Genomic DNA, 14884 nt, shown 5'->3' with positions numbered 1-14884 from the left:
TTACCGCTCGCGGGCGGATCCTGATCGGCTCCGTTATGCCTCTGCGGCCGCGATCGCTAACCAAAAAATCCTCTGCTTTATGCTCTGCAGAGCATAAAGCAACCGTTTTTTGATCACCGGTCGCGGAGACGCAGTGTCTCGCTAGGGAACACTTCGTCATGGCCGTTTGGGCCCGTTCCACCGGAAAGGGTATATGCGACATGACCCCGTAGTGGCCGCGCGATCTTGTTGGTGGTCGGCGTCTCTTCCTGCCGCATTTCCTTCTGCGACATCCAGCGCAAGACCGTGCGCAGCAAGCGACCGAGTTCACGCGCTGCCACACTCTTCATTTAATGCCTCTCTGCGATTGAGTCCCATGTTGGTTTCAAAGCCGAAAGAGCAAGCTAGTCTATCGAACGGTGATTCAACCACGCCAATAACTGACATGGTAGGACTTTTCGATTTTAGGTTGTAGAGGCGGCGCAGCGTTGGGTAGCCGTTGGGAATCGAGAATACCTGACGAGCTTCGTGCGAGGCAGGCGCCGCATCAATGATGAGCGATATATCCTTGATGTTGACCTTATGTCGTCGGAGCGCATCAATAATGAATCGATCACCGAACTCCTCGGCGACCGCATCCGATATGCCGGTGGGAAGAAACGTGCAGTCGTACATGATAGGCACGTCGTTGGCATATATCAACTTACGAACACAGAGGAGAATTCTATCCGGCGGACTGAAGATGCTTAGGGTCGAATCTTTGATCTTCTCCTTTGTGATTGAAATCAACTCCATCTTCGGCCGGAAACCCAGTCGCCGTGCATCGTCTAGTGATGACATGCAAACATCTAATTCTCGGACAAAGCGAAACCGATTTTTCACAAACGTTCCTTTTCCGGGTATCGACTTTAGTACACCAGTTGACTGGAGGTCGCGCAAGGCTCGCCTGATAGTGATGGAGCTCACGCCAAACTCCTCGCCTAGTTGCGCGGTCGACATGATCGCATCACCCGGTTTGTATACTCCCATAGCGATACGTCTGGAGATCTCGGCGCGCACGACCTCGTGAAGAGATAAGCCATTATTTGTCGAAGCACTTTTCTTCATCAGCATCTCGATTCTATTGACGATAACTAGGATTGTGGCACGTTCACCTAGTGCCAAATCCAGTCATCTTGCCTTCTATGTAAGCACCAGCTTGAATGTAAGCGCCAATGTGACACACCTCTGGGCGCATCTACCTCAAGATGTACTCAAAAATATCCTGACGTCCAGAAGGTCCGCAATAATTTGTGCAAGTTTCATGAAAACCAGAATTCAGATATATTCTCCTAGCTATGGAGTTGCGCTGATTGACAGCCAGCATAAGGCGATTTGCATATCGTCTAGTCGATAGAATCCAATCGACCATCAATCCAGATGCCGCCTTACCATATCCATTGCCCTGATATTGTTGGCCAATACGGAAGCTATGCACAGTGATAGCGTCTGACGGAGCCCACTCCGGCAACGCAGCCTTTTCACGCAGGACAAAAAAGCCAACGATTTTATCTCCCACCACAACCGAGCATGGGTGCTCATTCTCGTGATGAGAACTACGTTGAAGCTCAAGGAATACCGTATATAACGGATCCACGAACTGTGTCTGCTCGGGCTTCAACTCGAGGTGGGAAACCGACGCGCAATCAAAGCAGGATAAGAATCTCAGCCTAGCGTCTCGCGTTTTTTCGATAAGGGTAGAGGTCTTGTACTGTCTGTTTAACTCTCGCTCAAGTGAGGCACTGTCGGCCACCTTTCGTGGAGAAGGGTGAGAAATCGTGGGCGCCTGGATAGAAAGGACTTGGTCGAGCGTACGCCTGCGCCAGGCATAGGTAGCCCACACACTCATCTCTTGGGTGGGTGCTTCCACAACCGCTGGTTCTCTGCACAGCGATGCAGGCCATCCGGGTACGGATGAAAGCCAGTTTTCGTCATAGACCGTCTCGACATAACGGTGACCCTCATCCGGGAAAATCGCAACTACCTTTTTTCCAGGATTTTTGCTTGACCACCAGTCGGCCACTTTGTACGCTGCCCCGCTAGTGGGGCCCATGAACAATCCGTGACGTCGATGCAATCGATGAGTTGCATGAAACGCCTCGACAGGCGTTAGCCAGTGAACTTCATCAAACTGGGTATGATCTACATTGGAGGGCACGAACGCACCGCCAAGGCCGCTGAGCGATATCGGCTTTCCGCTGTGTTGCCCAAACAGGACGGAGTTCGGAGTATCGACACCAACTGCGTGCAACTCAGGAAGCAGTCTTCGAATAAACGTGGTCATACCGCACATCGACCCGCCTGATCCAACAGGGCCCACCAGACAATCAATTTTTCCCACTCTTTCGATTAGGAGCGCCGCAATTTTCCCATACGAAAGCGAATTATCCGTGTTGGAGTACTGTGAGGGCCAATAGCTATCGGGTATCTCCTTTAGATATTTGGCAAGCCTGTTTAACCGCGCCTGCTGAAGTCCGCCGCCGTCCGCGGGCCTGTCTACAATTTCGACCTTTGCTCCGAGTTCGAGAAGTCTTTTATGAAGATGCCGGTCGAGTGCCCAGTCGCTCACGAGTATTAGCTTGTATCCATACTGTACAGCAAGCATGGCTAAGGCGAGACCGAAAGTGCCGGATGACGACTCGCAGATTGTGGCCCCGGGCCTTAGCAACCCTTGCTCCGAAGCCCGCTCCAACATAAATCGTGCCGGTAAGAGCTTCATAAGGAAAAAGCTTGCGCCATACAAATCCTGACTCAACTCAATGATTCGTGGATTTTCAAAATCTTCGAAATTTCGCATTAAGGTTCTGGTAGACATTTTTCTGCTACTGTTTAAGTGTGCACGATAAACGGCTCAAAACCTGAGCGCCTCAGTTCACGGGTAGCCAGTTCCATATGCTCTGCGGTTCTGTCTTCCGCAGGGTTAAACATCAAACCAACGACAGTTCCACTGTGGGCAACTTGGACACCGATCGCGCCGTGCCGGACACCGATTTCTTCGAGGTGGTCAAAGTGCGGCTTTCGCAAGAATCTCTGGTTGATCCGGGCGCTTGCCGTAGCAACCCGGCCGAGCAAGTTGAGGTCGGAGGTGTTGATCGCTTGGCGCAGGAGAGCCCGCAGCGAACGAAACTTCTCAATCTCTACTTGGCTATACTCAGCCGGTTTTAATATAAGGGTGTCGACGGCCTTTGTCTCTGCTGAATCAACGCTAATGAGGTCGACATGGGGGAGTGACTTTGTGAAGGCTTCAATTACAAGCCCCTCGCGTTGCGCAAAGAGCACGGCGTGCTGAGAAAAAAGGGTGGAATCACATGCAGTCTCCGCGGCCACGGCAATTTGCATTACACGATCAATTGATGTTCGGACATTCAAGTAGTCAAGCACGGCCAAGATGGTGGCCACAACATCTGCAGTAGAAGATCCCATGCCGCGCCCGACGGCGATGTTGCTAGTAATTGCCAGACTTCCGCCGACTCTCGTTTGTGCGAACGTCTCGAGCGTAAGCTCAGCAGCACGTTTCGCCTTTACGCAACGTTGTGGACTAACAGAAACCCGTATTTGGCCATTGGCTAAAAACCTCGCTTTTGACGTTAGGTTAGGACAAGGTAGCGAAACCAAGCCACGGTGCAGCCGCCTGCCCTCGCTTTCAAAAACGCCTTGGAGAAACTCTCCGTGATGCCCAATAGCTTCACCAAATCCTTCTTTAGAATGCATAAGGAGCCTACCAGTGCGGGTTTCAAGTTCTTGGTGAGGGACGAAGGGGCGTTTCACACCTCGATCAGGCAAAGCTGGCATAGCTGTATGCCGATCTTAGAAATCGATATCGTTCTCGCGTCTAGTGTTTCGAAGAATTCATTAAGCTGAAACCAGCACAACTCATAATTTTCTGGAATACACCGCCGTCACGACGAAGGAAGGCAGGAGCGTGGATGCACATCCAGACCAGATGCTGGGTACATAAAATTGTTGCTCGACATGGGCGCGGAGCCTGTGTCACCGCTATCACTACCACGCGACTGGGTTAGGAGCTTCGCCTCGTCCATCACTTCGCTCATCTGCGCAAACCTACTAACTGCCCTTTACCTCGGCCGTTGCCGGCGCGGCGTGAAAGCCCTAACGCAATACGCAGCGCGCCGCGAAGCTGGTTGGACTCGACTTGCATCAGTTCTGTCTTGTTGGGCGAGAGCTTCTCCGGTCCGCGCCGAGAAGCACCTATACGTTCAAGCGAACTGTCGGCAATGGTGCATCAAGTTCGCGCCGCCCATGCAAGTGTCCGACCCCGTATTCAGGTAGCGGGAAGGCGGGCCGCGCTGGCCGTGCACTCCGAAATACGCGCAATGCTATAGCCTCCGCTATTGGCGGCATGATGATGTGTAGGAACGGGTCGCACTTTTTGCCTCGATAAAATGTTGTTCGTTGATGCCTGAAATCAAACTGCGCTCATTTCGTCAGTACGCCATTCTCGTGGGGCGTACCCCACCGGTGCACCCGACGAACTGCAACTCGATTTGCCCTATGCCGCTGCGTGAAACCCAACTGCCGCCAGGAATATGCGCTTTCAGCGATCGACGCGAACGGCAGTATCGGCCCGATGCAGCCATTGGGCCGGCGAGCACAGGCAGCATGCCTTCGTGAAATCACACATCGATGGCTCCTCGCAACCGCCAGTGGTCGCACGCTCGGTAAATGCGAGATCCATGCCCGCTCGCTGGAATTCCGCCCATACGGTAGTCAGGCGAGCCTCGGTTAATTTTTGCTACTGAGGCCGACAATCAAATTCGACAACCGTGTCGTTGTTACGACAAGCTCGTTCGCCCGCCGTTCGGGATCAGCACAAGCTGCAGGCACAAGGAATGGAAGTTGCGGGCAGCGCCCCTAAGGCATTCGCTCGGTGCGGGACGACGTGGCTCGGTGGGCAAAGTCGTGCGTCCGGCGCGAGAGTCGGATAAAGGGAGCAAAACCATGTCAATCAATCGTGAGTTTGAACGGGTTCCCGCAGAGCAGGTAAAGCAGGCGTCCGAATTTCAGGCGGCCATCTTTGCCGACGTCAACGGCGGAGGGGGTGCGCTGCGCGGACGTATCGGGCCGCTCGTCCCGAACATCAAAATGGCTGGCTCGACATTCACTGTCGAACAGCGCCCTGGTGACAACCTGATGGTTCATGCGGCCATCGCACTCGCCAAGCCTGGCGACGTGTTGGTCGTCGAGGGCAAGGGCGACCAGACTGCCGCACTGATGGGCGTGCTCATGATGAACGCGTGCAAGGTCCGTCAGCTGGCCGGTGTCGTGATCGACGGTGCTGTCCGCGACCGTGAGGAGCTGGTGGAGCTGGGCTTTCCTGTATCCGCCGCCTCTAGCGGCGGGCGCCGAGGCCCTGGCCTGCACGTCCAAGCGGGTGGGCCATCGGGCCTTCGCCCCCATTTTTTCAATAAGGCAATCTTGTGACTTCCCTCCTGACGCGTGCTTTTCCGGTATTTTCTGAGCCTGTCGTCGGACGCTATCTCGGCGGTCAGCTGGCGTCCATTCTCGGGAATTGGACACAGAACATCACGCTGAGCTTGCTGTTGTGGGACCAGACCCACTCAGCGTCCCTCATCGGTGTGCTCAATTTCCTGCTGCAAGGACCGATGCTGTTCGTGCCCATGGTGGCGGGGCCACGTCTTCAGCCGTCCACTATTCGAGCGACGACCTTTTGGATTCTGAGCTGTTCCTTGGGAATCTCTGTGGTCTTCCTGCTAGGCGCGGTCGCCGGAAGGCTCAGCGCACTGCCGATCTTGTTGCTGGCCGGCCTGTTGGGCATCGTGTTGGCCTTGGAGTGGTCCGCGCGCCAGATGCTCCTCACTTCCTTATTGCCCGACCGCTCGCTGCTGGTCAACGCCGTCGCTATGAACTCCCTCGTCTTCAACGTCGGGCGCATGGCCGGTCCTGCGGTCGCTGCGGTCCTGTTCGCCCGGTACGGTGCGATCGCAGGATTCACCTGTAGTGTCGCCGGTCTTCTAGTCATGCTAGCCGCCATCCAGAGTGTGCCGAAATCACGGCCGGTCGAAGCAACGCCGCGGGAACATTCGAGCATCCGCGATGTATTCCGATTCGCCGAGAAGGACGAGTTCGCCAGGCGCTATGTGCCAACGCTTGCATGCTTCGGCCTGTTCGTCAGCTCCTATCAAACCATTATCCCCGCGTTGGCGGCGACGGAGTTTGGCTCCGCCAGCCGCTACACCGGCGTGTTCTCCGCGTGCGCTGGCGCAGGCGCGCTTTGCTCGGCGCTTGCGCTTGCGTCGCTGCGGAATCCGCGCACCGCCAGACGCGTGCTCGGTTGGACCCCCTGGCTGAGTGCGGGAGCATTGTTCGCCGTCGCAGCATCGCCGAACGCGGTGCTCAGTGGGGCCGGTTTTTTCTTCATCGGCATGGCCGTGTCGTACTCGGTGACCGTCATCAACTCAACCCTGCAGCGGCGTTGCCCGATACATCTCCGCGGTGGCGTCGTGGGGCTGTACGGGCTTGCCTTACTGGGCGGCATGCCTCTTGGACACCTGCTTATGGGGTCTGTAGCCAACTGGCTCGGAGCAAGGCAGACGCTCTGCGCAATGTGCGCGGCGATGCTGCTGTCGCTCTGGACTATTCGCGCGTCGACGCGACAAGTTGGAGGAACAGGCTAAGGTCTGTTGACAATCAGCACATCCAGATGAATGCGGCGGCAAGCGCAACGAATGATGAGAAGCGTTCGGAGAGCTTGTCATAGCGCGTAGCAACGCGGCGGAATTGTTTAATGCGGCCGAAGAAGCGCTCGACCAAATTTCGTGAGGCATACAGATGCTCCCCCCGGGGTCAGAATAGATGTCGTCAGGATAGAATCCGAACCAAGGGGGCGATGAGGGATAGAAGTGGGCCGATATGGACAAGCGTTTAAGGACCGGGCAGTAGCGCAGTTGTTGCCACCGGAGAGTGCTGCGGTGGAAGTGGTTTCAAGGGAATTGGGTGTGTCAGTGGCCACGCTGGAGCGCTGGCGTGCGGATGCGCTGTCCATGCCCGCTCGCGAGCGGGCATGGACAGCAGCCGCGCGGCTGGAGGCTGTGATCACTACGTCGGCCATGGACGAGGCCAGCCGAGGCGCAGGTGTCGTGAATACGGCATCCACCCCAACAGCTTGAGCAGTGGCGCCAGGCCGCCACGCAGGCGCTGGCTGAGCCTGAAGAGGTGCGGCGCCAGCCCGCAGCAGACGCAGCATGATCGTCGCCGCATCAAGGAGCTCAAGTGCGAGCTGCAGCGCAAGGAGAAGGCGTTGGCCGAGACTGCGGCGTTGCTGGTGCTGTCAAAAAAAGTGGCGGCGATCTTCAACAAGGGCGAGGACGCATGATCGGCCTCGAAGATCGCCAGGCATTGCCCCGTGACATCGAAGAAGCGCACACCGCTGGGGCAAGGTTGCAGGCAGCCTGCGAGACTGCTGGCATCAGCGTGCGCACGCTGCAGCGTTGGACGGCCAATCATGGGCTCATAGCGGGCGATGGCAGGCCTCAGGCGCTGCGGCCATCGCCCGCTCATGCGCTCACCAAGACTGAGCGCGAGCAGATTCTGCGCGTGGCGAACGAACCGCGCTTTGCGGACATGCCGCCGGCACGCATCGTGCCCATGCTCGCCGATGAAGGCGTGTATCTGGCCAGCGAGTCGAGCTTTGGCCGCGTGCTGCGCGCGCATGGACAGACCCGGCATCGCGGGCGCGCCAAGGCGCCGCGTCAAAGCCGTCCACCCACCACGCACGTGGCCACGGGGCCGCGCCAACTGTGGTGCTGGGACATGACGTACTTGCCGGCCGAGATCGCTGGGCGCTGGTTTTATCTATACCTGATACTGGATGTGTACAGTCGCAAGATCGTGGGCTTCGAGGTCCACGATCGCGACGACGCCGACCACGCGGTGCATCTGGTCAAGCGTACGGCGCTGGCCAAGGGTATTCACGCCATGGCGGCCAAGCCGGTGCTCACGGAGACAATGGTGCCACGCTCAAGGCCACTACGGTACTGGCAATGTTGCACTGGCTGGGCGTCAAGCCGTCCTATTCGCGTCCGCGCGTAAGCGACGATAACGCCTTCGTGGAAAGCCTCTTCCGCACGGCCAAGTACCGGCCTGAGTTCCCGCCCACGGGCTTTACCGAACTGGCCGCAGCGCGCGCCTGGGCGGCGCACTTCGTGTACTGGTACAACCACGAGCACCGGCACAGCGGCATCCGCTATGTGAGCCCGGCACAGCGCCACGCCGGACATGACGCCAAGATTCTTGCGCAGCGTCATGCGCTATATGTCCAAGCTCGCGAGCGTAACCCACGTCGCTGGTCACGCTCAATCCGGAGCGCGAGATTGCCGTGCCCAGCCGCATCAAGCCAGACGCTGACAAACAGCGTTTAGCTGCGTGAATGAGGCGACATCTACCTTGACGCGCACCGGGCTACCACCGGCGCTCGCTGGCCGAGACCCTGATGTACCGCCTCAAAACGCTGACGGGACCCAGTCTGTGGGCACGCGAAATCGGGTCGTAGGCCACCGAAGCGGCCATCCGTGCGGGCGTGCTCAACAGCATGGTCGCGCTCGCTCGCCCGCAATCCATCCGTATCGCCTGAGTTCAGCCTCACCGAAGAGCCCCTGATTTCAATCTCAATTTATGCAACAACGCTCGCAGAAGTGGACCTTAATGTAGGATGCGACAGTGACACGCTTGTGCCCAGCTATCGCTGTGCCACGATCCAAAATCAGAGATTTGCACAAGGAATGCAATTACACCTTCGCCTCACTGAGACTGACCAACGTCTATTTGCAAATCCATAATTTTCCAATATGAATGTCGAGATAAGGACAGTTCGGCGAATTATTCGGCTCAGCAGCCAGCCCAGGCACGGCAGCGCCTGCTAAAGTGATGACAACCACCCCACCAAACAAAATTTTCTTAATCTCGAACATAATAGGCCATCCTTACAAATCGCTGTCAAAGTAATAAATCCTGCGCATTCCAGTACAAATAGACCATTTCTTCACGTCAATGATCTTTCACGTCAATGATCTACTTGAATTAGAAGAAGCGTGTACAGATCCCGGTTACATGAACATGTCTGCGGGGGACACCTACGCGTCAGCAACATATGTGCCATCTACTCGCCCGCCGCGAAATGCTAAAAATAGGCGACAACTGACTGCGACCTGTTTGTCCAATGCTCGACAACATATGTCGGTGTTGTCACGTTGCAGCGCGTGGCATCACCCCCGGTTCAATGGCCGTGCGCGGCCGCCATCCCTTCACGCACACCACCTGCCGCAGCGTATGCACCGCTTCGACCAGATCCGATGCGCCAACATCACCGTATCGATGTCCTTGTACGCCATCGGGATCTCCTCGATCACCGGGGCATCCGTTCTGCTCATGCAGCCAGGGCGCTGGCCGCACCATAAGCCGCAGCGAAAGCCAGAGCCGCTTCGATTCCGGATTGCCTTTAGCTATAGGAAGCGCATTTGTCTGGTGGGCTAATCGATCCAGGACGGTCCAGCAACGTATGAATATTCAACGCCTGTTGGTGGAGCCTATTTGTCGCAACAGCGACGGATCCGGTCGAATTTGTTGGCTTTGTCTGCTTGCACTCTCGAAAAATGGCCCATTAATTCTCTTTTATATTCAGGACTGTTGGCATGGATATCGCTTTCATCGAAATGTATCCACCCCCAGCGCCGTCGTTGGTAGAACGGCTAATTGTGAAAGCTTGATATTGCTTAAGATTCGCGATTTTGACCACACTTTTTATGTCTAGTTAAATCGTCCTCCAAGAGAATTTTCATGAATCCATTCAATATCATGGTATCAGTAAGTGTAGCCATCATCTTGATTGGTTCGCCCCACCCGGCCTTTGCTGATGAGTATGTGTGCGAGCCAAAGGGTTGGCACGGTTGGTGCTGCAATCTCCGAACAGGCCTCCTCCAGTTTACTCTTAGAAGCTCTAACAAAATGATTTTGGACGGCCGTTAAGGACAGCTCGTTATACAGAACTACAACCACCTTCTCGGCGAGGCCTGATGCCTGAGGCCGCGTAGATTCTGAGGCAAGGGGTTGTAAACATCGGCAGACTCGCGTAATGAGATGGTCACCCCCTCCTCGCAGGGGGAGTACCCTGCAAGGACATTTCTTCGCGGAGGTGTGCCATGGAAGAGATCACGCTGGTCGGAATTGATCTGGGTAAGCACGTATTTCACATTCACGGCCAAAACAAGGCTGGAAAGGCAGTGTTTCACAAGAGGGTGAGCCGCAAGCAACTGGTTGAGTTCTTCGCCACGCTACACGCGTGCACGGTGGTGATGGAAGCCTGCGCTGGCGCCCACCACATGGCCCGCAAACTCGCAACCTTCGGGCACAAGGTCAAGCTCATCTCGCCTCAATTCGTACGGCCCTTCGTCAAAAGCAACAAAAACGACTTCGTCGACGCCGAGGCTATCTGCGAGGCGGCATCGCGTCCGTCCATGCGGTTTGTAGCGCCGAAGACGGAGTCGCAGCAAACGTTGTCGGCCTTGCACCGGGTCCGTGATTCTCTCGTGCACGATCGGGGGCGCTCGACCAACCAAATTCATGGATTTCTGCTTGAGTTCGGAATTAGCCTGCCCAAGGGCCAGGCCGCCATCAGGCGTCTGCCCGCCCTGCTGGCCGATCAACCACTGCCTCCGCGTCTGATCGCGATCCTCCAGCGGCTGCACGAGCACATCAAGTATCTGAATCAGCAACTTGACGAAATCGAGAAGGATTTGAACCACCAACTCAGCGAGGACGATCTTGGCCAGCGCTTGCTCACTATTCCCGGCGTCGGTCCAATCACGGCAAGCGTACTCGCAGCGGAGATGGGAGACGGCAAACAGTACGGAAGCAGCCGTGACTTCGCCGCTTCGATTGGACTGGTGCCGCGCCAGTACAGCACCGGCGGCAAGTCCAACTTGCTCGGTATCAGCAAGCGCGGCGACAGGCATATTCGATGGCTGCTCGTGCAATGTGCTCGGGCCTTCATGCGCCAGCTAGGCAAATACTCTGCCCCAATGGCCGACTGGGTGCGCTCAATGCTGACGCGTCGGCATCCGAATATCGTAGCGGGCGCACTTGCCAACAAGCTGGCGCGAGTCGCCTGGGCACTCACGACCCGTCACACTCGATTCGAAGCGCGGTCGATCGCGATGGCCGGGGGCTTGATCGCCTCCACACACGCGACCAGTTTTACCTAAGTCAACCCATCTGGTTTTGCGACTGCTGATATGTGATGACGTGAACGGCATACCGGCCTGGCAGACACCCTGGAGAGTAAACGAGCTCTTGAAGCTGCTCGCGTTTTTAGGGCTGTCAGGCGCGATTCTCATCGTGGCGCGAGGAGCGATCCTCACAGTGACGCCGGATAGATTTAGGCAAGCCAACTACCGATCAACGTCAGGGTTGCAAAAACGGGGGTGACCATGGATTTACTCTCGGATTTTCGGGCAGCAATGGGCAACGAGTCGGGGGCATGGGTGGACGAGGAATTTGAGAGTCTGGATCTTGGTGATCCGCGTCGGGATAAAGGAAAGCGTACGCTGGATTGAAGGGTATGAACGCGTTGCGGAGCAAGGCGCGCTATTGACCCAGACACGGCTGGTCTATGTGACGGACCGCGAGGGTGATATTGCCGAGTTGATGGCGCGCGCCCAGGAACTTGGCCAACCGGCCGACTGGCTGATCCGCAGCCAACACAACCGCAACCTTGCTGAGGGCGGCAAGTTGTGGGATAGCGTCGACGCCAGCCCGGTACTTGGGGAAATCACCTTTATCTTGCCAGGGCGTGCAGGCCAGAAGGCGCGCGAAGTCAAACAGGAACTACGCGCCCGACGTGTGAAGCTGCTCGGTACCAGTCGACGAGTTCAATGACAGCTGCCGGGTCTGGCCGGAGCGGCGCTCACCTGTGTAGAGGCCAGGGAGATCGGAGGGCCTGCAGGCGTCAAGCCAGTGGTTTGGCGGCTGTTGACGAACCGAGAAGCGCAGGATACCGATGCTGTCATTGAACTCGTCGACTGGTACCGAGCCCGCTGGGAAGTGGAGATGTTCTTCCATGTTCTGAAGACCGGCTGCAAGCTCGAAGCGCTACAGCTATCGCACATGGATCGTGTGGAGCGGGCCCTGGCGTTGTATATGGTGGTGGCGTGGCGCATTGCACGCTTGATGCGGTTGGGCAGAACCTGCCCGGATCTCGATGTGTCCCTGTTCTTCGACGCCGACGAGATTGGAGGAGCATACGTGCTTGCCAAGAAAGCTCGCCCGAAGACGCCCCGTCACACTCAAATCTATCGACATCGCACTAGCTGATAAGGAGTCCTGTCAGTCGACAAAGTACGCGAGTAACTCCGGGCGAACACGTGCGGTATCTTTGCCGACGGCGGTGGCGGCTACTCCCGGTTGCGCGATATTGGCAACCGACGCCTTGATTAAGGCCATTAAGTCGATCACTGTCACCAAGAGCGTCCTGGCGGATCGCGCCTTCTTGCTGCTGCCCAGCACAGCGCCATGATTATCATCAATGATAGAGAAAGACACTTCAACGTCTACTACTGGGCAGAGATGGCTGATGCTACGAACGAACCGTCAGAAGTAGCGTTTTATCTAGGAAGACTGGTTTGTCAGGCTGCTGTCAGCTTAATCTATGAGATCTTTGGCAAAAGAGTTGCCGAAGAGCATCCAGAACCGGTCGCCGCTTCATGCAGACGGCAACCAAGCATAAGCGACTCTACTCGTCAGTCCAGGGGCGAATTACAACAGTGTGTTCCTCTTCAGACACTACCATCGAGATTTGCCCCTTCGCACCTGATTGAAGGACGGTGCGCGCGTCCCCCTGCAAGTCCATCTGCCCTTTCGGCGAAACACGACTTCCTCCTTCTCCTTTTACGGGCTTCAATTCCACGCTGTTGTTCACCACTGCCACACTTACACGGAAGCCGGCAGCGGCGGTCATGCTTAGCGCCTGCCTGGCACGAAGAGGCAGGCAGATAATCCCTTCGGGGGAGATTTTGAGTCTGGGTTTCTTTCTTATAATGATCTGCGTCTGCATATGCGCTGCTTTGATTTGTGGTTGTACATTAATCAAAGAGAATATCGGTAAGCTTGCGGTACCGAGCTAGAATCGAAGGGGGATCACCACCAGAGCGCCATTGATCCTTGTCGAGCGCTTCCGACGAGTCGGATGCTACCTTTCGCACACGCATGCAATCTGGACTGATCTCTCCAAAAATAACGGTTCCCGTTCGATCGATGAAGAAACAGATGTCGATCAACTGTAGCCCTCGACTTTGAAACTTCTCTTCAATCCATTCGAATGCCTGTCTGGCGAGCCTCTTGGCGTTATGGATGTCGTCGATCCAAATACTGGCATAGTCATCCGGCAGAGGCTCGTCCGCCAGTCGTTCATTCTCATCGCTGAAAATCGGATTTCGCCAATCGAAGCATACGACTGGCGACTCAAATCGATTCCATCTTTTCAGCGGTTCGCCACCCAATCTGGTTCCATGCCTCTCAGTATATTTGTATCTGTGTACAGGCGATCCGATGTGATATCTCTTAACGCGCACTTCTATATTCCCGGGGTCGACTACCCTTTCAACTAGTAGATTTCCAAATGGTGATTGAACTGATCCGATGAATGCCGTTGCAATATGTCTAGCGCCGGGATGAAGCTTCATTTCTCTGAAGATCATTGCTGAGAAGCAGCTTCTTACGATCTCAGTTCCCTCAACCTGGCCATAGCGATTCTCGGTAAACGAGTAGACCGTCGGTAGTAGCTTTGCGACAGCGACTCCCCTCGTAAGCAGGCGAATCTCCTTGCTCTCTCCCCGGCACAAGAGTGGGAGATTGTCAAATTCAAATCTAAGCCCTCGGATTACTTGCTCTAACATTGAAAATTCAGGGTCGAAGAGCCGAACTCGTATTGACTCACCGGCAGGCCCCGAGAGAAAAATCAAGCCATCTCCCACACCGGTCAGTGTCAGTCTCAAGTCGAGTTCTTCGCATTGGTCTTGAAGAACGCATACCGCAAGGCGATCTGGCGTCATTTATATTGCTCCACTATGTTCAGTTTGGCATCTAATTCATAGTACATACTTGGCTTTCAGTTGATCAAGATCAAAATCCGGCGCTGACTGCGGGTGATCGGATGCGTTGGTGACCGTGCTGCCGCCGTCCATGGCACGCTCAAACTGCATGCCCGAGAATTTTTAGGCCAACCGATCTACGCGCCCTGGATGCTGTAGTTGTTTAAGTTCCTCCGGACATGTCAATAGGAGGACAATCCCGAGTCGACGAGGAAAAACGCTTCACCCATGCTTGGCCAGCATTTGTATCACTTCCTCCATGAATACCACGCTGGCGTGGGACCGCGGCAAAGAGCTGGCCAATCACAAGCGCTTGACCGTAGCCACAGACAGCAAGGTCTACTTCTGCGATCCTCAGAATCTCTAGCAACGGGGCTCTAACGAGAACACAAGTGGCCTCTTGAGGCAATACTTCCCAAAAGGCACCAATCTGGCTGTTTACTCGCAGACCAAGCTTAATGCCGTCGCTAGGCGGCTCAACGAACGTCCACATAAGACTCTAGACTTCGATACGCTGGCTGAATGATTCCATCAATACGTTGCGACCACCGGTTGAATCAGCAATGCTCCCCCGTCGCAACAGGCGGGCCAGCATCCCGGTCGGCCGTCGGCACGTGGGCACGCTGATGAAGCGCATGGGCATCGAAGCGCTGTACCGTCGCCCGAACAAGAGCCGCAAGCATGCGGCGCACAAGATCTGGCCATACCTACTGCGCGACCGGACGATCGATCGCGCCAACCAGGTG

9 protein-coding genes and 8 pseudogenes are annotated in these 14884 nt (G+C 55.9%); 8 read left to right on the top strand and 9 right to left on the bottom strand.

All coding sequences use genetic code 11. From position 1 onward, the window contains the following. Positions 1-306: 306 nt before the first annotated feature. From J8I82_RS36125 to J8I82_RS36115, 3 genes are all read right to left on the bottom strand, one after another. The gene (locus J8I82_RS36125; RefSeq protein ID WP_209765118.1) at positions 307-1086 is read right to left on the bottom strand and encodes a GntR family transcriptional regulator; all 780 of its coding nucleotides are present in this window, start codon (positions 1084-1086) and stop codon (positions 307-309) included. A gap of 130 nt (positions 1087-1216) precedes the next feature. Next, positions 1217-2815, bottom strand: coding sequence for a pyridoxal-phosphate dependent enzyme (locus J8I82_RS36120; protein WP_245180555.1), 1599 nt, complete (start codon positions 2813-2815; stop codon positions 1217-1219). A gap of 32 nt (positions 2816-2847) precedes the next feature. Next, positions 2848-3786, bottom strand: coding sequence for a GHMP family kinase ATP-binding protein (locus J8I82_RS36115; RefSeq protein ID WP_284183255.1), 939 nt, complete (start codon positions 3784-3786; stop codon positions 2848-2850). A 1191-nt stretch (positions 3787-4977) separates the two neighbouring features. On the opposite strand from J8I82_RS36115, the pseudogene J8I82_RS36110 reads away from it, so the two are divergent. Beyond that, positions 4978-5367: pseudogene (locus J8I82_RS36110) on the top strand (RraA family protein); the annotation flags it as partial. 89 nt (positions 5368-5456) lie between these two features. Continuing rightward, positions 5457-6674 carry an MFS transporter gene (locus J8I82_RS36105; protein WP_209765105.1) on the top strand — a complete coding sequence of 406 codons (1218 nt, stop codon included), beginning with the start codon at positions 5457-5459 and terminating at the stop codon, positions 6672-6674. A gap of 13 nt (positions 6675-6687) precedes the next feature. On the opposite strand, the pseudogene J8I82_RS36100 reads toward J8I82_RS36105, so the two are convergent. After that, positions 6688-6828: pseudogene (locus tag J8I82_RS36100) on the bottom strand (transposase); the annotation flags it as partial. Between the two features lie 71 nt (positions 6829-6899). Here J8I82_RS36100 and J8I82_RS36095 point away from each other — a divergent pair. Both J8I82_RS36095 and J8I82_RS36090 read left to right on the top strand, forming a co-directional pair. Beyond that, positions 6900-8360: pseudogene (locus J8I82_RS36095) on the top strand (IS3 family transposase); the annotation flags it as partial. A 95-nt stretch (positions 8361-8455) separates the two neighbouring features. Continuing rightward, a pseudogene (locus J8I82_RS36090) lies at positions 8456-8629 on the top strand (IS5/IS1182 family transposase); the annotation flags it as partial. A gap of 187 nt (positions 8630-8816) precedes the next feature. Here the strand turns inward: J8I82_RS36090 and J8I82_RS36085 are convergent. After that, positions 8817-8966, bottom strand: coding sequence for a hypothetical protein (locus J8I82_RS36085; RefSeq protein ID WP_209765101.1), 150 nt, complete (start codon positions 8964-8966; stop codon positions 8817-8819). A gap of 274 nt (positions 8967-9240) precedes the next feature. Further along, positions 9241-9431 (bottom strand): annotated as a pseudogene (locus tag J8I82_RS36080) (RtcB family protein); the annotation flags it as partial. 762 nt (positions 9432-10193) lie between these two features. On the opposite strand from J8I82_RS36080, the gene J8I82_RS36075 reads away from it, so the two are divergent. Together J8I82_RS36075 and J8I82_RS36070 are read left to right on the top strand one after the other, a co-directional pair. Then, the gene (locus tag J8I82_RS36075) at positions 10194-11255 is read left to right on the top strand and encodes an IS110 family RNA-guided transposase (protein WP_209765099.1); all 1062 of its coding nucleotides are present in this window, start codon (positions 10194-10196) and stop codon (positions 11253-11255) included. Between the two features lie 316 nt (positions 11256-11571). After that, a pseudogene (locus tag J8I82_RS36070) lies at positions 11572-12327 on the top strand (IS4 family transposase); the annotation flags it as partial. A gap of 48 nt (positions 12328-12375) precedes the next feature. Here the strand turns inward: J8I82_RS36070 and J8I82_RS36065 are convergent. The 3 genes from J8I82_RS36065 to J8I82_RS36055 form a co-directional block, all read right to left on the bottom strand. Next, positions 12376-12591, bottom strand: coding sequence for a hypothetical protein (locus tag J8I82_RS36065; protein ID WP_209765090.1), 216 nt, complete (start codon positions 12589-12591; stop codon positions 12376-12378). Between the two features lie 190 nt (positions 12592-12781). Next, positions 12782-13102, bottom strand: coding sequence for a hypothetical protein (locus tag J8I82_RS36060; protein ID WP_209765088.1), 321 nt, complete (start codon positions 13100-13102; stop codon positions 12782-12784). 28 nt (positions 13103-13130) lie between these two features. Further along, positions 13131-14099 (bottom strand): phosphoribosylaminoimidazolesuccinocarboxamide synthase, encoded by a 969-nt coding sequence (locus tag J8I82_RS36055; protein WP_209765086.1) that lies wholly within the window; start codon positions 14097-14099, stop codon positions 13131-13133. Between the two features lie 307 nt (positions 14100-14406). On the opposite strand from J8I82_RS36055, the pseudogene J8I82_RS36050 reads away from it, so the two are divergent. Together J8I82_RS36050 and J8I82_RS36045 are read left to right on the top strand one after the other, a co-directional pair. After that, positions 14407-14664: pseudogene (locus J8I82_RS36050) on the top strand (IS30 family transposase); the annotation flags it as partial. Positions 14665-14740: 76 nt separating this feature from the next. Then, positions 14741-14884, top strand: a pseudogene (locus tag J8I82_RS36045) (IS3 family transposase); the annotation flags it as partial.

The organism is Cupriavidus consociatus (assembly GCF_017814975.1).
Taxonomy (GTDB): Bacteria; Pseudomonadota; Gammaproteobacteria; order Burkholderiales; family Burkholderiaceae; genus Cupriavidus; species Cupriavidus consociatus.
This window is presented reverse-complemented; position numbering and strand designations above follow the sequence as displayed.